The sequence below is a fragment of the Rivihabitans pingtungensis genome, assembly GCF_003201855.1.
Classification (GTDB): Bacteria; Pseudomonadota; Gammaproteobacteria; order Burkholderiales; family Aquaspirillaceae; genus Rivihabitans; species Rivihabitans pingtungensis.
Genome location: NZ_QJKI01000011.1, coordinates 71,674 through 89,286 on the forward strand (window position 1 = coordinate 71,674; position 17,613 = coordinate 89,286).

Consider the following 17,613-nt stretch of genomic DNA (forward strand, 5'->3'; position numbering starts at 1 on the left):
AGATGACACGCAAGGGCATCATTCTGGCCGGGGGCAGTGGCACCCGGCTGTATCCGGCCACACTGGCAGTTTCCAAGCAATTGCTGCCGGTGTACGACAAGCCGATGATCTATTACCCACTCAGCACCCTGTTGCTGGCGGGCATACAGGACATTCTGATCATTTCCACCCCGCAGGATACTCCGCGCTTTGCCCAATTGCTGGGCGATGGCAGCCAGTGGGGGGTTTCTCTGTCTTACGCGGTGCAACCCAGTCCAGATGGCTTGGCGCAGGCGTTTATCATTGGTGAATCCTTCCTGAATGGTGCGCCGTCTTCGCTGGTGCTGGGCGACAATATTTTTTACGGTCACGCCCTGGTGGAGTTGCTTGGCCGAGCGGCAGCCAAGCCCAGTGGGGCTTCGGTGTTTGCCTATCAAGTCAACGACCCCGAACGCTATGGTGTGGTGGAGTTTGACGCCGAAGGCCGTGCGCTGAGCCTGGAAGAAAAACCCGCTCAGCCCAAGTCTCGCTTTGCCGTCACCGGCCTGTATTTCTATGACGAGCAGGTGGTGGACATCGCCAAGCAGATTCAGCCTTCGCCGCGCGGCGAGCTGGAAATCACTGACGTCAATCGCGTGTATCTGGCGCAAGGCCAGCTGGATGTCCAACTGATGCGTCGTGGCTATGCCTGGCTGGATACCGGCACGCATGATTCCATGCTGGAAGCGGGCCAGTTTATTCAGACGCTGGAAAAGCGCCAGGGCCTGAAAGTGGCATGTCCGGAAGAAATTGCCTGGCGTCAGGGCTGGATCGACCATGCCCAGCTGGAAAAACTGGCCGCCCCGCTGGCCAAGACCGGCTACGGTCAATACCTGCGCCAACTGCTGTCGGAAGGACGTCTGTCATGAGCACCACGGCCATTCCCTTTCTGGATCTCAAGGCCAGCAATGCCCAGTACCGTGAGCAATTGCTGCGCGCCTGCGAGCGGGTGATCGACTCCGGCTGGTATGTGTTGGGCCGTGAGGTGCAGGCCTTCGAGCAGGCGTTTGCCGAATATTGCGGCGTCAAGCACGCCATTGGCGTCAGCAACGGCCTGGATGCCCTGCATCTGATTCTGCGCGCCATGGACATCGGCGCTGGCGACGAAGTGATTGTGCCGTCCAACACCTATATCGCTACCTGGCTGGCAGTGACCCAGGCTGGCGCCACGCCGGTGCCGGTGGAGCCGGATGACAGCTATAACCTGGATCCCTCGCGCATTGAAGCGGCCATTACCCCGCGCACCAAGGCCATCATCGCCGTGCACCTGTATGGTCAGCCGGCGGATATGGTCGCCATCATGGCGCTGGCCGAGCGCCACGGCCTGAAAGTGATCGAAGACGCTGCCCAGGCGCATGGCGCACTGGATGCTGGCCGTCGCACTGGCGGTCTGGGCCATGCCGCTGGGTTCAGCTTTTACCCCGGCAAGAATCTGGGTGCGCTGGGCGATGGCGGTGCGGTAACCACCAATGATGACGCTCTGGCTGAGCGCGTGCGTATGTTGGCCAATTATGGCTCCAGGGTGAAATATCAGCACGAACAGCAAGGGTACAACTGCCGGCTGGACGAAATGCAGGCCGCCCTGCTGGCGGTGAAGCTGCCGCATCTGGATGCGGATATCGCCCATCGCCGTCAGATCGCGGACTTTTATCAGCACGAACTGGCCGGGCTGCCGCTGGTGTTGCCCAAGGTTCGCGCCGGCGCCGAGCCGGTGTGGCATTTGTTCGTGGTGCAGAGCGAACGCCGCGATGCCCTGCAACAGGCGCTGGCCACGGCGGGTATCGGCACGCTGATTCATTATCCCGTGCCGCCGCATCGCCAGGGGGCCTATGCCGAGCTGAATCTGCCGGAAGGCAGCCTGCCGGTGGCCGAGGCGATTCATCGTCAGGTATTGAGCCTGCCGATGGGGCCAACGCTGACGCTAGAGCACGCTGCCGTGGTGGTGCAAGCCTGCCGCGATTTCTTCGCGAAAGGCTAGGGCATGTCTGACCCCGTGGCGGCAGTATCGCCCATTTTTACCCTGTTGACGCCGTGCTACAACTCGTCCGGCCTGATTCATCGCGTTTACGACAGTCTGTGTGCACAAACCTTGCGCAGCTTTGAATGGGTGGTGATTGACGACGCTTCGACCGACGACACGCTGGCGCGTTTGCGCGCCTACCAGGCTGAGGCGGATTTTCCCATCCGCATCATTGAGCATCCGGAAAATCGTATGGTGCTGGCCGGGCTGAATGCCGGCATTGCCGCCGCCCAGGGGGAGTTCATCGTCCTGGCTGGCCATGATGATGCTTTTGTGCCCGAGGCGCTGGCGCGCTTGCATGCCGCCTGGCTTGGCATTCCGCCCGAGCTGCGCGCTGGGGTGTCCGGCGTGTCTTGCCTGTGCAAGGATCAGCATGGTCAATTGATTGGTCAGCCCTATCCGCAATCGCCGTGGCTGACCGATATGTTTACTGCGTTCTTCCGCTATCGGCGCGCGGGAGAAAAATGGGGTATGGTGCGCGCCGATATCCTGAAGCGACCTGAATTCCGCTTTCGTGACGACATTGATCGCTATGTGCCTGAGCGCCACGTCTGGTATGCCATTGCCATGCAATTCCAGACCTTGTACATCAATGACGCCTTGCGCATCTATTACATCAACCAGAGTAGTCATGAATCCTTGTCGTCGATGCAACGCATCCGTTATGTCAAGGGTCAGCGTTATGCGGCATTGCAATGCCTGAATGTATTTTTCTGGCGGATGTGGCCTGACAAACGCTCATTGCTGATGTCATTGCTGATGTACGTCCGCCTGTCCGTGCATCAGGGAGTGGGCTGGCTGACGTGCGTCGGAGCGGTGCATGGCATGGTTCAGCGAGGGTTGACGGCATTGGCCTATCCGCTTGGCTGGTGGCTGGCGCGGCGCGATCGGCAACGGGGGCGGATTTGAGTCATTCTGTCCGTGCCATGCTGTGGACGGTGAGTCGCACGGTCGGGGCCAAATTGTATAGCCTGTTAGTCGGGGTGTTGACCTTGACTGTGACAGCGCGTTGGCTGGGGCCCGAAGGGCGTGGTGAATTTGCCGCGGCCATGGCGTGGGTCACGGCATTTGTCAGCATCAGTCACTGCAGTCTGGCGGAGGTGGCATCGCAGCGTCTGGCGGGTCAGGCTCATGGCCAACGCTTTAATCAGGTCGCCCTGGCGCTGGCTACTGCGGCCATCGGGGTGTCCATATTGGCCTACGCGGCACTGATTGGTCTGTTTTTGCTGCGACCGACCATGTTCGGCACGCTGTCTCCCTGGTTGTTGCTGTGTGCTTTCATTGGTTTGCCATGGATGATCTGGGAAATTTATGGGACTGCCCTGCTGATCATCTGCGAACGCATCATGCTGGCCAATATCGGTTTGGTGCTCGGGCGGACCGTTTCTATCTTGCTGGTGTTGCTTGCCGTGGGGGCGCTGGGCTGGGGGGTGAGTGGGGCGCTGTTGGCCAGTGTTTTGGGGCAGATGTTGGTGGCCGCCATGCCTGCATGGATGGTATGGCGTAACTGGCATGCCAGCCATGGGCCTGTCGCGCTGAAACAGGAACTGGCCGGGCTGTTTTCTGGTGGTGTCCGTTTGCATCTGAATGCGATTGGCTCGATGTTGATGGGTTCGACCAGTGTCATCATCCTCAATGCCAAATTGGGGACGGCGGCCACCGGACAATTCCAGATGGCTCAGCAGTTGGTCACCATCTTGCTGGTGCTGGCACAGGCCACGACACAAATGCTGTATGGGCGGCTTGGCGCGGTTGGCGTGCAGGGGGCCTGGCGTTTGCAACGGCGTCTGGTGCCGGCCTTGTCCTTGCTGACCTTGCTGGCTGGTGGCGTCGCTGGCGCCTTGGTGCCCTGGTGGCTGCCTTGGGTAGCAGGGGCTGGTTTTGCCGACGCGGTGCCCTTGTTTCAGTGGCTGGTTCCTGGGTTGGCTGTGTCTGCGTTTTCGACGCTGATGGCGCCACAGTGGATTGGCCGTGGCCTATTCCTGACGGCTTCCTTATGTTCCTTGAGTGCCGGTGGTGTCAATTTGTTGGCCGCGTGGTGGTGGGTGCCCAGAATGGGTGTGATGGGTGCCGTGTATGCACAATGGTCAGCGCTGTCGCTCGCGCTGGTGACCAATCTGGTGCTGTTCTGGGTGTGTGAGCGTGATCCCCGCCGCTTGAACCCGGAAGCCGGCGGAGTTTCTTGATGTCACGCAGCTTGAATGCGGTTTTCCTGATTCGCTCCCTGCATCTGGGCGGTGCCGAGCGTCAACTGACCCTGCTACTGCTGGCTCTGCATGCCGCGGGCCATCAGGTTCGTGTGGCGGTGTACTACCCTGATGGCCCGTTTGAAGAAGATTTGCACGCTGCAGGTGTACCTGTGGTTTGTTTAAATAAGGGCGGGCGCTGGGATTTATTGCCATTTTTCTGGCGCTGGGTGTGTTTCTTGCGTCAGTACCGCCCTGATGTCGTGCATGGCTATCTGCCCATGTCCAATTTGCTGGCCTTGCTGGCCAAGCCGTTTGCCGGTTGGCCCAAGGTAGTGTGGGGTATTCGCTCGTCTGGTTCAGACCCCGCGCACTATGGCTGGATGGGGCGGCTGGAGACTTGGCTGGAAAACCGCCTGGCCAATTGGGCTGATCTGATCATCTGTAATTCACAGCGCGGCCTGGCCACCATGCTGCAGCGCGGATATCCGGCCACGCGTACGGTATGTGTGCCCAATGGCGTGGATTGTCAGCGTTTTACGCCAAATCCGCAGGCTGGTCTGCTGGTGCGCCAACAATGGGGTGTCCCGGCAAACATGTTTTTGTTTGGCCTGGTGGGCCGCCTGGTTCCGCTGAAAAACCATCAAGCCTTCCTGCAGGCTGCTGCTCCGCTGTTGCACGCGCATGCCGATGTTGGCCTGGTGTGTGTGGGCAGTGGGAGCGCCGAGCAGCTGGCATCCCTGCGCCAGCTGGCCCACACGCTGGGTATTGCCGGGCGGGTATTCTTTCCGGGGGCCTGGCGCGACATGCCTGGGGCATACAGTGCGCTGGATGTCTTTGTGTCGGCCTCGCTGACCGAGGGTTCACCCAATGTCTTGGGAGAAGCCATGGCCTGTGGCTGTCGGGTGATTTCTACTGATGTTGGCGATGCGGCCTGGCTGATGCGCGATTTGGGTGAGCTGGTTGCACCTGGTGATGTTGCCGCGCTGACTGTTGCGATGGCTCGGGTACATGCTCAGCGTCACGCCCCGATTCCTGCCGTACGTGAGCGGGTTCTGGAGGTCTTTGATGTGGATGCGCTGGCCCGCAATACACTCGGACACCTGTCCGCTTTGCTGAGCAAGTGAGTTTTCATGAAAAAAATTATTATCAATGCGGATGACTTTGGTTTGTCGCATTCGGTCAATCAGGCCATCATCGACGTCTACCTGCGTGGCAATCTGACTTCTGCCACGCTGATGGTGAATATGCCTGGCACGCTGGAAGCGGTGGCCATGGCCAAGGCCCATCCTGGTTTGAGTGTTGGTTTGCACTTTTGCCTGACCGAAGGTCAGGCCATGACCGGGGTGTCATCCTTGACCGATGCCAGCGGACGATTTTTTTCCCGCCAGGCACTGATTGCCCGTTGTGCCAGCGGCAAGGTTCGGCAAGCAGACATTCGCCGCGAGTTTCAGGCGCAGGTGGACTTCTTTGCCGCACATGGGCTGACTTTGGCGCATATTGACTCGCATCAGCACTGCCACATGATGCCTGTGATATTTTTTGCCATTCTTGGGCAGATCAACCGCATTGGCGTGCCCTTGCGGCTGGCATTTGCCAATGCCCCGCTGTCCCTACTGTGGCGACGGCCTGTGCGGTTTTTCAAGCAGGCGGTGCTGATCTGCATGACCACGCTGTACAAGACTTTGCTGCGGGTGCCAACCAATGATGCGCTGGTGTCGATCCACGATCTGGACAAGCACGAATTCGAACTGGCCGACTACACCCGCCTGGTGGCTGCCAGCCAGGGGCGAGTGGTGGAGTTATTCGTTCATCCCTATCAATTGGGCAAGGATTTGCATCAATTATATGACGGCTGCTGGGAGGACCACGCCGAATTCATTGGCAAATGTCATTCTGAGTACCAGGTGCTGACAGGGCAGGACGTGGTCAAACAATTTAATGGAGAGATCACCGTCTATGCAAAAATCTGACGATATTCGCGTTTACGAAGCCCAGCGTACCGATGTGCCACGCATCAAAGAATTGATTCGTATCGAAAATGATGAACCGGGCATCACCGAAACTTATCTGGACTGGTGGTATTTCCAGGCGCCGGGCAGTCGTCCCAGTGTGGTGATCGCCGAAAATGGCCAGAATCAACTGGTGGGCATGACCACCATGCGCAATTTTCCGTTGTGGCATCGTGGCCAGGTTGTGCAGATGGCCATGCCGCAAAAAGTGCTGACCGCAGAAAGCGTACGTGGCAAAGGGCTGTTTGGCCGTTTGTATCGTGCTGCCGAGGCAGTGAATGCCGGGCAGAATGTGGTGAATTTTCTGGCGTTTCCCAATCTGGTGGCCCGACCGATCTATCTGGCCAAGTTTTCTTATGTCGTGGGACAAAGCCCGGATATCTGGCTGATTCCCCTGCCGATGGGCGCGTTGCGTCCGCGCGTCAAACTGCATGAGCGTTTTGACCGCGCGGTACTGGCTGCTGCGGCAGGACAAAAGGTGGAAAACACCTTTGTCAAAGATGCGGAGTATCTGATCTGGCGCTACGAACAGAATCCACTGGAAAAACCGGTATACAAAGTCGGTCTGTACCGTGGTGATACCTTGGTGGGCTACGCCGTACTGGCCACCACCGTCAAGCGTGGCATCCTGCTGGCCTGTCTGATGGATATGTTTTGCCTGCCTGGAGAGGACATGCGCCCGCTGGTGGGGCAGGTCAAGCGTGCCGCTGCTTCACTGGGAGCCTATGCGCTGCTGACGCTGGAACATCCACAACTGGTGTGTTTCCGTGATACCTGGATGACGTATACCGTCAAGAATCGTTTCAATTTCATCGTCAAGGGGCAGGATGCGCAGTGGGCCGAAGATTTGGCCGGCCGTCGCTTTGGCTTTACCTTTGGCGACCTTGATTTCATCTGACGGGTCAGACGGGTAACACTGTGAAAGTTCTTGTATTGACCACGGCCCTGGGCACTGGCGGCGCCGAAATGGCCTTGTTTCGTGTGCTGAATGCCCTGCGGCCCCATGGCGTAGAGACTGTCGTGGTTTCGATCATGGCCATTCAGGGCGATCATTTTCCTACTATGGGGCTGGATGTCCGCTCGCTGGATATGCCACGCGCACGCCTGAATCGGCATGCCCTGGCCAAATTACGTGACATCGTGCGGGCGTTTCAACCTGATCTGATCCAGGGCTGGATGTATCACAGCAATGTGCTGGCGCATCTGGCCCGACGCTTCATGCCGGCCGGCCATCGTCCGCCGCTGGCCATCGCCATTCGAGGTTCGCTGACACTGTTTGCTGAAGAAAAGCGGTTGACGCGCTGGATCATCCGGCTGGATGCCTGGCTGTCGCGCTGGGCTGAGCGCGTGCTGTACGTCTCGCGGCTGGCGCACCGCCAGCACAATGAGTTTGGCTATGCGGCTGCTCAGGCCATGGTGATTCCCAATGGGTTTGATTGCCAAAAATTTACCCCGGATCCTACCGCGCGTGCGCGTCTGCGTCAGGAACTGGGCTTGTCGGACAATGCTCGCCTGATCGGTTTGGTGGCAAGTTGGCAGCCGCTGAAAAATCATCGTGGCCTGCTGGCCGCTGTGGCGAGTTTGGCTGAGCGCTACCCCGATGTACACGTGGTGTGCGCGGGGCGCGGTGTGTCCTTGGCCAATCCCGCGGCAGCGGAAGCGATTCCGCCATCCATTCGTGCACGTGTGCACCTATTGGGTGAGCGTGGCGATATCGCCAGCATCAATTCCGCCTTGGACATTGCCACCAATGTCTCGCATGCCGAAGCCTTCCCCAATGTGGTCGGCGAGGCCATGGCGTGCGGTACGCCGATGGTGGTGACGGATGTAGGCGATTCAGCCTGGATTCTGGATGGCTGCGGCGAAGTGGTGTCACCCGGTGACGATGCGGCACTGGCCGGTGCGCTGGCACGCCTGCTGGACATGCCTGCAGAGCAGCGTCAGGCACTTGGTGCGCGTGCGCGGCAACGCATCATTGATCATTTCTCTCTCGAATCGGTGGCACTGAGCTATCTGCGGGAGTGGCAGGCGCTGCTGGCGCACAGAAAGGGCTGACATGTGTGGTTTGGCAGGCGCTCTTTGGCGCGGCGCAAGGCAGGCGGATTGGCAACAGGTTGGCAAAGACATGGCGCAGCGCATTCGCCATCGTGGTCCGGATAGCCATGGCGTATGGTGCGATCCCCAGGCGCGCGTTTTGCTGTCGCATGTGCGTTTGTCAATTGTCGATTTATCTGCGGCTGGCCATCAACCAATGCATTCGGCATGTGGTCGTTATGTGCTGGTCTTCAATGGTGAAATCTATAATCATCAGGCCTTGCGCGCGCGTTTGAATCCCGTGCCGGTGTTTCGTGGGCATTCTGACACAGAAACACTGCTGGCCTGCTTTGCCGACTGGGGGGTGGAAGCCACCTTGCGCGCGGCGGTGGGCATGTTTGCCTTTGCCCTGTGGGATGCTCACACTCAAACCCTGACCTTGGGACGCGACCGTCTGGGAGAAAAACCCCTGTTTTATGGCTGGCACGGTGACGCCATGCTGTTTGCCTCTGAACTCAAGGCACTGGCGGCCTGGCCGGGTTGGTCGCCCCAGCTTGATCGCGATGCGCTGACGCTATTTTTGCGCCATGGCTATGTGCCGGCGCCGTACTCCATCTGGGCTGGCATTGGCAAACTGCCACCTGGTTGTTATGCCGTGCTTGATGCGCGCGCGCGCGCGGCGGGCGAGCCTCCACAAGTGCGTGCCTACTGGTCTTTGGCTGAGGCGATGGCGCAGGGGCGTGCCCAGCCCTTGCAGGTGGGGGATGACGAAGCCGTGACCCTGCTGGAGCGCCGGCTGAGCGATTCGATTGGTGCGCAGATGCTGGCGGATGTGCCATTAGGTGCTTTTTTGTCTGGTGGGGTGGATTCTTCCACCGTCGTGGCGTTGATGCAGGCGCAATCTGCGCAGCCTGTACGTACATTCACCATCGGTTTTGATCAACCAGGCTTTAACGAGGCTGAACATGCCAAGGCCGTGGCGGCCCATCTGGGAACAGCACATACCGAGCTGTATGTTCAGGGTGGGGATGCGCTGGCCTTGGCCCCACGTCTGGGCCATCTGTATGACGAGCCATTTGCCGATAGCTCGCAAATTCCTACCTTGCTGGTGGCGCAATTGGCACGCCAATCCGTGACCGTGGCTTTGTCGGGGGATGGCGGCGATGAGTTGTTTGCTGGCTACAGCCGGTATGCTCATGCCAATGCATTGCGTGAGCGCGCGCGCCAGGCACCTGCTTGGCTGGGTGGCGCCGGGCGCGCAGCTGCCGCCATGTTGGCCCCGTTGGCAGTGCACTGGCCTGCTGCCAGTCACTGGCGCGACAAGCTGGATAAGCTGCCCAGTGTGCTGGGCAATGATGATTTGGCGTTTTATCAAGCGCAAATGTCGTACTGCCTGCATCCTGAGCGCGCCGTGCTGGCGGGTCATGAGCCGCGCTATGGCCTGAGCGACGCCAGGGCCATTCCGACCGATCGGCCGCTGGCTGAGCGCATGATGGCCTGGGATACACTCAATTATCTGCCGGACGATATCCTGGTAAAAGTAGATCGAGCCTGCATGGCGGTCAGCCTGGAAGGTCGCATTCCATTGCTGGACCATCGCGTGGTCGAACTGGCATGGCAATTGCCGCCACAATATAAAGTGCGCCAGGGGCAGGGTAAATGGGTGCTGCGACAAGTATTGTATCGCCATGTCCCGCCTGCCTTGATCGAACGGCCCAAAAAAGGCTTTTCTGTGCCGGTGGCCGCCTGGCTGCGCGGCCCCTTGCGCGATTGGGCAGAAACGCTGCTGGATGCGCAGCGCCTGCAAGAAGAAGCGGTGCTACGCCCGGAATGGGTGCGCCAATTATGGCGTGATTTTCTATCTGGTCGGGATGCACTGCATTATGCTGTCTGGACGGTGTTGATGTTCCAAGCCTGGCAAGAGGGCCAGCGTGTCACACATTGATATCGAAGACATCGCCAATGCCTTGTGTGTTTTGTGCATGGTATTGGGTTTGCGCCTCACCAACCGCCTGGATCGCCTCGCTTTCTGGGTGTTGCTTTTGCGTGTGTGCATGGTGTTCTTCACCAATGACGTGCTGTTCCCGGTGTCTTACATGCCTGATCAGCTGCGCTATATCCGTTGTGCCATCATGTACCGTGGCGAACCGTCAGAATGGTGTATGCGTTTTGGATATGCGGTGACGGTAAGTTCAGCCGCCAAAGTTTTTGCTGCCTTTCCGATGCCCTTCATGGTCAGCGTGCGTTCCACCTCCTTGGTGAACATGACCTTGGTGATCTGGATGTATTTGCTGCTGCATCGCGGCGGGTTTCTGACCGAAGAAAGCCGGAAGTTTTTTCTGTTGTATCCCAGTTTCATCCTGTATTCCGCCATCGGCGTGCGTGACATTTTCATTCTGCTGTCGATGATGATGGCCTTGTATTTTCTGTTCGAGCGCCGCCAGTTCCTTCTGGGGCTGGCCTGCACCTATCCATTGATGTTCATCAAGCCCCAGAATTTCTTCATGATTCTGGTGCCGTTTGCACTGACTGCCCTGGCTGGTGAATCACGCGGCCGAATGATCATGACGGTTGTGCTGGGCTTCATCTTCACTTTTGCCATGCTGCTGGGTGCTGGCTACCTGGGTGAATTGAATACCTATCGGGCCAATTTTTACCTGGAAGACGGCGGTATGGGGCAGGTCGAGCTGTTGTCGGCATCGCCTTATCTGGCAATTCAGTTGCTCAGTTCGGCCATCGGGGTGCTGCTGATGCCCATGCCCTGGCAGGCTGGCGGCGCCTTCCAATTAATCCAGAGCGTGGAAAACCTCATCGTTGGGGCGATTGTTTTTGCATACTGGCGTCGCCAACCCAAGCCCGGCATGGAAAATAAGTTCCTCAATCTCAAGTTGTTCCTGTTTTCTTCGATGATGATCTATGGGGCGGTGATCTTCAACTATGGCACCGCCGCCCGTTATCGCTTTCCGTTCTTGCTGTTGTTTGTCTTGTTTGCCGACAGGATGACCATCGCCCCTGCTAAGAAACCCAAGCTTGACAAGACTGCCAAGAAAACATCATGAAATTATGCGTAGTGGCCAATTCGGCCTGGAATCTGGCCAATTTTCGCCTTGGTTTTCTCAAGGCTTTGATCCAGCGTGGCTGGGAAGTGCATGTACTGGTGCCGGATGGGCCGGAAACCCGTCTGATGCGCGAAGCGGGTTGTCAGGTTCATGATGTATTCATGGACTGCAAAGGCACCCATCCCTGGCATGATGGCTTGCTGCTTTTGCGTCTGCGTCGCTGGTACCAACGCTTGCAACCAGATGCCGTCGTGCACTACACCATCAAGCCGGTGATTTATGGCTCGTTGGCTGCTCGCATGCTAGGCATTCCCGTGCTGAATGCCATCACCGGATTGGGAACGGCATTCCTGCGTGATGGTTGGTTGCAGCGCCTGGTCCGGCAGCTGTACAAACTGGCATTGCCTGCGTCACCTTCGGTGATGTTTGAAAACCCTGATGATCTGGCGCTGTTTGTCAAGGCGGGCTTGCTGCGGCCTGAGCAGGCCGTACAAGTGCCTGGACCGGGTGTGGACATTACCCATTTTGCGCCATGCCCCCTGCCCGATACGGGGGGGGATGCTCCAGTCTTCCTGCTGGTGGCACGCATGCTGCGTGATAAGGGCGTGGTTGAATATGTTCAGGCTGCACAGTTATTGCGCCCGCATTATCCGCATGCCCGCTTTGTCTTGCTGGGTTTTCTGGGCGTTGAAAATGTCTCGGCGATTCATCAGGCGCAGATGGATGAATGGGTGGCAGAGGGAAGCGTGGAGTACTGGGGGGCCACCAGCGACGTGCGCCCGATGATTGCGCGCGCAGACTGCATTGTGCTGCCTTCCTACCGGGAGGGCATGCCACGCACCCTGCTGGAAGCCGCTGCCATGGGGCGGCCGCTTGTGGCCACGGATGTGCCGGGCTGCCGTGAGGTGGTGCAAGATGGCGTCAATGGCTATCTGTGTCAGGTCAAGGACGCCAGCGCATTGGCGGGGGCCATGGAGAAGATCATCACCTTGTCTCCATCGCAGCGACGCGCGCTGGGGGATGCCGGACGTCACCGTGTAGAAGAACGCTTTGCTGAAGGCTATGTGATTGATTGTTATCTGCGGGCAATATCGGATATGGTAAGATAACGCAGAAAGCTGTATGCTGAAAGCATCAATATTGCTATGCCTGAGTGGATGTGTGCTTGGGCAATGTGGCGCTATCCATCCACATCTCCCTAATCGCTCATCCATGATCCGTAAAGCATGATTGTTTTCCTGACTGCCTTTTTTGCCTCTGTGCTTGCGGTGTGGCTGATTATTCGCTCGGAACACCTGCATCATCACCTGACCGCCGACTCCGATCTTGACGGCGTGCAGAAATTCCACGTCGTGGCGGTGCCGCGCGTGGGCGGCTTAGGCATCCTGATCGGTATGCTGGCGTCTGCCTCGTGGTTGTCGCTGCTGCTGGCCGTCCCGCCTTATCAGACCTGGCTGCTGCTGATGGTGGCCAGTCCGGCATTTTTCGGCGGCATCACCGAGGACATGACCAAGCGTGTGGGCGTCTTGCCGCGCCTGTTGCTCACCATGCTGTCTGCCGTCGCGGGCTACTGGTTTCTGGGCGCAGCGCTGACCCGGCTGGATCTGCCTTTTATTGACCGCCTGCTGTCGGACTGGTGGCCTGTGTCCCTGGTGGTGACGGCGGTGGCGGTCGGCGGTGTGGCCAATGCCATCAATCTGATCGACGGCTATAACGGCCTGGCTGCCATGGTGGCGGCAGGCATTGCTTTATGTCTGGCGTTTGTCGGCTGGGTGCTGCATGACAGCTTTATGGTGGTGTCCTGCTTGTCATTGGCCGGCGCCTTGTTTGGCTTTTTAGTGTGGAATTTTCCGTTTGGCCGGATTTTTCTCGGCGATGGCGGCGCCTATTTTGTCGGCTTTTTATTGGCGGAACTCTCGGTGTTGCTGGTGGCCCGTCACCCGCATGTGTCGGCTTGGTTTCCCATGCTGTTGTTGTTTTATCCGGTGTTTGAAACTCTGTTCACCATTTTCCGCCGCATGAGTCTGCATGCGCGTTCGCCCGGTCACCCTGACGCGTGCCATTTGCACCAGATGCTGTACAAGCGCGCGGTGCGCTGGCATGTCGGCACGCGTGACCCGCAGCACAAAACCCTGCGCAATGCGCTGACCGCCCCTTATTTGTGGGCGCTGTGGTTGGTGTCGGCCATTCCGGCGCTGCTGTTCTGGCGCTTTCCGGCCTTGCTGATGCTCAGCTGCCTGGGTTTTGCCATTGTCTATGTCTGGCTGTATATGCGCCTGCTGCGCTGGCGCACGCCCAAGTGGTTGATTCTGCGCCGACGTTAAGCTGTGACTGGCAAATAAAAACGCCTTCCTGAGGGAAGGCGTTTTGCATGCTGCCGTGGGCGTTTCGCGCTCAGATGCGCTTGGCCAGCTCCGCCGCCTTGCCCAGATACGTGGCCGGCGACAGCGCCAGCAGACGGGTTTTTTCGTCTTCCGGAATCGCCAGGTTCTGGATAAAGGCCGCCAGGGTGGCCTGGGTGATGCCGCCCTTGCCGCGGGTCAGGTCTTTCAGCTGTTCGTACGGCTTTTCGATGCCGTAGCGGCGCATCACCGTCTGAATCGGCTCGGCCAGCAGTTCCCAGGTGGCGTCCAGGTCGGCGGCCAGCGCCGCCGGGTTGGCTTCCAGCTTGTTCAGGCCGCGCAGCAGTGCGGTGAAGCCCAGCTGGGTGTAGCCAAACGCCACGCCCATATTGCGCAGCACGGTGGAGTCGGTCAGGTCACGCTGCCAGCGGCTGAGCGGCAGTTTTTCCGCCAGATGGCCCAGCAGCGCATTGGCGATGCCCAGATTGCCTTCCGAGTTTTCAAAGTCGATCGGGTTGACCTTGTGCGGCATGGTCGAGCTGCCCACTTCGCCTTCCTTGACCTTCTGCTTGAAGTAACCCAGCGAGATATAGCCCCACACGTCGCGGTCCAGGTCGATCAGGATGGTGTTCACCCGGCTCATCGCCTGGAACAGCTCGGCCATGTAATCGTGCGGCTCGATCTGGATGGTGTACGGGTTCCAGGCCAGGCCCAGGCCTTCGACAAAGCGGGTGGCCAGGCCTTCCCAGCCCACGTTCGGGTAGGCGCTCAGGTGAGCGTTGAAGTTGCCCACCGCGCCGTTGATCTTGCCCAGCAGCGGCTGTGCGGCGATTTGCTCGCGCTGGCGCTTCAGGCGGTACACCACATTGGCCATTTCCTTGCCCAGCGTGGTCGGCGTGGCCGGCTGGCCGTGGGTGCGGCTCATCATCGGCAGGTCGGCGTGCACATGGGCCAGCTCGGTCAGCTTGGCGACCACTTCATCCAGCTTGGGCAGCAACACCTGTTCGCGGGCGGCTTTGAGCATCAGCGCGTGCGACAGGTTGTTGATGTCTTCCGAGGTGCAGGCAAAGTGGATGAACTCGCTGGCCGCCATCACTTCGGCGTTGCCGGACAGGGTTTCTTTCAGCCAGTATTCGATGGCCTTCACATCATGGTTGGTGCGCGCCTCGATGGCCTTGATGGCTTCGGCGTGCTCGACGCTGAAGCCGGCAATCACGGCGTCGATTTCTTCAATGGTGGCCGGCGAGAACGGCGCCACTTCGGCAATGCCCGGCTCGGCGGCCAGCATCTTCAGCCATTCCAGCTCCACCTGGATGCGGGCCTTCATCAGGCCATATTCAGAAAACACCGGGCGCAGGGCTTCGGCTTGGCCGGCGTAACGGCCGTCCAGCGGCGACAGGGCGGTGAGCACATGCAAGGTCATCAGCACATTCCTAACAAAATCGGCGACGGCGCGCGGCCAGTCGCCAGGGGTGAGTCAATACGGTTCAGGTGGCCAGCCGGCGGGCAATGCCAGCGGCCAGTTGATCGGCGGCGGCCGGGTGAAAGCGGAAGAACAACTCCGGCTCGACCATTTCCAGCTCCATGATGGCCAGTTGGCCGGCGTTGTCGCGGATCACGTCCACGCGGGCGTAGATCACGTCAAACGGCGCGGCAGCCACCGCCGCCTCGGCAAAGGCGATTTCTTCGGCGCTGGCCTCATGGGCGTGCACGGTTCCGCCGTGGTCGTCCTGCACGCGAAAATCATTGGCCTTGGGCGTTTTGCGGATGGCGTGACTGACGCGGCCGTCCATCACCATCAGCGAGATTTCGCCCTGTTCCAGCACGCGTTGCTGAAACGGCTGCAACAGCATCGCCTCGACGGCGATCAAGTCGGCAAACACCGCCTGATGCTGCCCGGCGTCGCCTGCGGCAAAGCGGTAGGTGTGGCGCGCCGCGCCAGACACTGCCGGCTTGAGAATCAGCTCCGGCCAGCCGCAGGCGGCCACATGCTCGGCCAGCGTGCGCGCATCGCCCGGCTCGATAAACCAGGTCGGGGTGATGTTGACGCCAGCGGCGGCCAGGTCGCCCAGATAATGTTTGTCGATGTTCCAGCGGATCAGCGCCGCTTCGTTGAACAGCCGGCACTGGCCGGACACCTGTTCCAGCCACGGCGAAAACTCGGCGAAACGGTCGAAATAATCCCAGGTGGTGCGAAACAGCAGGGCGCGGCAGTCGCTCCAGTCCACGTCCGGGTCGGCCCAGTCGCGGCGCACCACGCTCAAGCCCTGGCGGCGCAAGGCGTCGGCCACCAGGCCGTCTTCTTGATGAATCTGGCGGATGTACCAGTCATTGTCATCCGGCGCCACATAGCGGCCGTCAGTCAGCACGGCAATATCGTACATGCAAAAATCTCTTGAAAAAACAGTCGCCAGCCCGGCCATGCGGCGGGGCTGGCGCATCATGCGTAAGTGGGCTGGCGGTGCGTCAGCCCTGTACAGCGTTTGGTCAGGCGTGCGACAAGACCGCGACAACGCCTAAGAGGGTTTTGTGAACGGCTCTTACAGTCCGCCGCCGCCCATCATGCCCTTCATGCCGCGCATCAGCTTGGACAGCCCACCCTTGGAGAACTGCTTCATCATCTTTTGCGTTTGTTCAAACTGCGCCAGGAGGCGGTTGACCTCTTGCACGGTCACCCCGGCGCCAGCGGCGATGCGGCGTTTGCGGCTGGCCTTGATCAGCTCGGGCTTGCGCCGCTCGGTTGGCGTCATCGAATTGATGATGCCCTCAATGCGGCCCACCGCCTTGTCAGCCTGCATGCCTTCCAGGCCCTTGGCCATCTGGCCCAACTGGCCGGGCATTTTTTCCATCAGGCTGGCCATGCCGCCCATTTTTTTCATCTGCTGGATTTGCGCCTTGAAGTCTTCCAGATCGAAGCCCTTGCCGGACTTCATCTTCTTCATCATTTTTTGCGCTTCGTCCTGATCGATGCCTTTTTGCACATCTTCGATCAGCGACAGCACATCGCCCATGCCCAGAATCCGGCTGGCCATCCGTTCCGGGTGGAAGGGTTCCAGGCCGGTGAGTTTTTCGCCCACGCCGATGAATTTGATCGGCTTGCCGGTCACATGGCGCACCGACAGCGCCGCGCCGCCGCGCGAATCGCCGTCCAGCTTGGTCAGGATCACCCCGGTCAGCGGCAGCGCCTCGTTAAAAGCCTGGGCGGTGTTCACCGCATCCTGGCCCTGCATGGCGTCCACCACAAACAGGGTTTCCACCGGATTCAGCGCCGCGTGCAGGGCTTTGATTTCTTCCATCATCGCCGTGTCGATGGCCAGACGGCCGGCAGTATCGACAATCAGCACATCATGAAAATGCCGCTTGGCGTGGTCCAGCGCGGCGCGGGCGATGTCCACCGGCTTCTGGCTGGCGTCGGACGGAAACCACTCCACGTCCAGCTGTTGCGCCAACAGCTTGAGCTGCTCGATGGCGGCCGGGCGATACACGTCGGCCGACACCAGCAGGACTTTTTTCTTGTTTTGTTCTTTCAGCAGCTTGGCCAGCTTGCCCGAGGTGGTGGTTTTACCCGCCCCCTGCAAACCGGCCATCAGCACGATGGCCGGCGGCACGGCGGCCAGGTTCAGCGCGTCGTTTTTCTCGCCCATCAGGCGGGTGAGTTCGTCGTTGACCACGCCGACCACCGCCTGGCCCGGGGTGAGGCTGCCCATCACCTCGTGGCCCATGGCGCGTTCGCGCACGTCGTTGATGAACGTCTTCACCACCGGCAGCGCCACATCGGCTTCCAGCAGCGCCATGCGCACTTCACGCATGGCGTCCTTGATATTGTCCTCGGTCAGCCGGGCGTGGCCGCGCAAGTTCTTGATCACGCCGGAGAGGCGTGTGGTGAGATTGTCCAGCATGGGTGTGTCAGGCTCCGCCTAGCAAAGTCAGGATTGACGCCGC

General features: G+C 59.6%; 15 protein-coding genes. 12 read left to right on the top strand and 3 right to left on the bottom strand.

Translation table 11 applies throughout. From position 1 onward, the window contains the following. Window positions 1-2: 2 nt before the first annotated feature. From rfbA to DFR34_RS09805, 12 genes are all read left to right on the top strand, one after another. Complete coding sequence (gene rfbA / locus DFR34_RS09750) at window positions 3-887, top strand: glucose-1-phosphate thymidylyltransferase RfbA (RefSeq protein WP_110390955.1); 885 nt, start codon at window positions 3-5, stop codon at window positions 885-887. Beyond that, window positions 884-1,996, top strand: a complete 1,113-nt coding sequence (locus DFR34_RS09755; RefSeq protein ID WP_110390956.1) for a DegT/DnrJ/EryC1/StrS family aminotransferase — start codon at window positions 884-886, stop codon at window positions 1,994-1,996. The genes rfbA and DFR34_RS09755 overlap by 4 nt, the downstream gene beginning before the upstream one ends. 3 nt (window positions 1,997-1,999) lie before the next feature. Then, window positions 2,000-2,947, top strand: coding sequence for a glycosyltransferase family 2 protein (locus DFR34_RS09760; RefSeq protein ID WP_110390957.1), 948 nt, complete (start codon window positions 2,000-2,002; stop codon window positions 2,945-2,947). Continuing rightward, the gene (locus DFR34_RS09765; RefSeq protein WP_146215114.1) at window positions 2,944-4,224 is read left to right on the top strand and encodes a lipopolysaccharide biosynthesis protein; all 1,281 of its coding nucleotides are present in this window, start codon (window positions 2,944-2,946) and stop codon (window positions 4,222-4,224) included. The genes DFR34_RS09760 and DFR34_RS09765 overlap by 4 nt, the downstream gene beginning before the upstream one ends. Beyond that, window positions 4,224-5,351, top strand: a complete 1,128-nt coding sequence (locus tag DFR34_RS09770) for a glycosyltransferase (RefSeq protein WP_110390959.1) — start codon at window positions 4,224-4,226, stop codon at window positions 5,349-5,351. Before DFR34_RS09765 ends, DFR34_RS09770 begins: the two co-directional genes overlap by 1 nt. Window positions 5,352-5,357: 6 nt before the next feature. Continuing rightward, entirely contained in the window at window positions 5,358-6,197 is an 840-nt protein-coding gene (locus tag DFR34_RS09775) for a carbohydrate deacetylase (protein ID WP_110390960.1), read from the top strand. Continuing rightward, window positions 6,184-7,134 carry a GNAT family N-acetyltransferase gene (locus DFR34_RS09780; RefSeq protein WP_158281789.1) on the top strand — a complete coding sequence of 317 codons (951 nt, stop codon included), beginning with the start codon at window positions 6,184-6,186 and terminating at the stop codon, window positions 7,132-7,134. The genes DFR34_RS09775 and DFR34_RS09780 overlap by 14 nt, the downstream gene beginning before the upstream one ends. Window positions 7,135-7,169: 35 nt before the next feature. After that, the gene (locus tag DFR34_RS09785; RefSeq protein WP_110390962.1) at window positions 7,170-8,291 is read left to right on the top strand and encodes a glycosyltransferase; all 1,122 of its coding nucleotides are present in this window, start codon (window positions 7,170-7,172) and stop codon (window positions 8,289-8,291) included. 1 nt (window position 8,292) lies between these two features. Then, on the top strand, window positions 8,293-10,215 hold the full coding sequence (gene asnB / locus DFR34_RS09790) for an asparagine synthase (glutamine-hydrolyzing) (RefSeq protein ID WP_110390963.1): 1,923 nt from the start codon (window positions 8,293-8,295) through the stop codon (window positions 10,213-10,215). Next, window positions 10,202-11,329, top strand: coding sequence for a hypothetical protein (locus DFR34_RS09795; RefSeq protein ID WP_146215115.1), 1,128 nt, complete (start codon window positions 10,202-10,204; stop codon window positions 11,327-11,329). The genes asnB and DFR34_RS09795 overlap by 14 nt, the downstream gene beginning before the upstream one ends. 11 nt (window positions 11,330-11,340) lie before the next feature. Next, window positions 11,341-12,438, top strand: a complete 1,098-nt coding sequence (locus DFR34_RS09800) for a glycosyltransferase family 4 protein (protein ID WP_211309357.1) — start codon at window positions 11,341-11,343, stop codon at window positions 12,436-12,438. A 117-nt stretch (window positions 12,439-12,555) separates the two neighbouring features. Then, window positions 12,556-13,653, top strand: a complete 1,098-nt coding sequence (locus DFR34_RS09805) for an MraY family glycosyltransferase (protein ID WP_110390966.1) — start codon at window positions 12,556-12,558, stop codon at window positions 13,651-13,653. A gap of 70 nt (window positions 13,654-13,723) precedes the next feature. On the opposite strand, the gene purB is transcribed toward DFR34_RS09805, so the two are convergent. From purB to ffh, 3 genes are all read right to left on the bottom strand, one after another. Then, window positions 13,724-15,094 carry an adenylosuccinate lyase gene (gene purB, locus DFR34_RS09810; RefSeq protein ID WP_110390967.1) on the bottom strand — a complete coding sequence of 457 codons (1,371 nt, stop codon included), beginning with the start codon at window positions 15,092-15,094 and terminating at the stop codon, window positions 13,724-13,726. A 64-nt stretch (window positions 15,095-15,158) separates the two neighbouring features. Continuing rightward, window positions 15,159-16,055, bottom strand: a complete 897-nt coding sequence (locus DFR34_RS09815) for an ATP-grasp domain-containing protein (protein ID WP_110390968.1) — start codon at window positions 16,053-16,055, stop codon at window positions 15,159-15,161. Between the two features lie 156 nt (window positions 16,056-16,211). Continuing rightward, window positions 16,212-17,570, bottom strand: coding sequence for a signal recognition particle protein (ffh, locus tag DFR34_RS09820; protein ID WP_110390969.1), 1,359 nt, complete (start codon window positions 17,568-17,570; stop codon window positions 16,212-16,214). Window positions 17,571-17,613 lie beyond the last annotated feature (43 nt).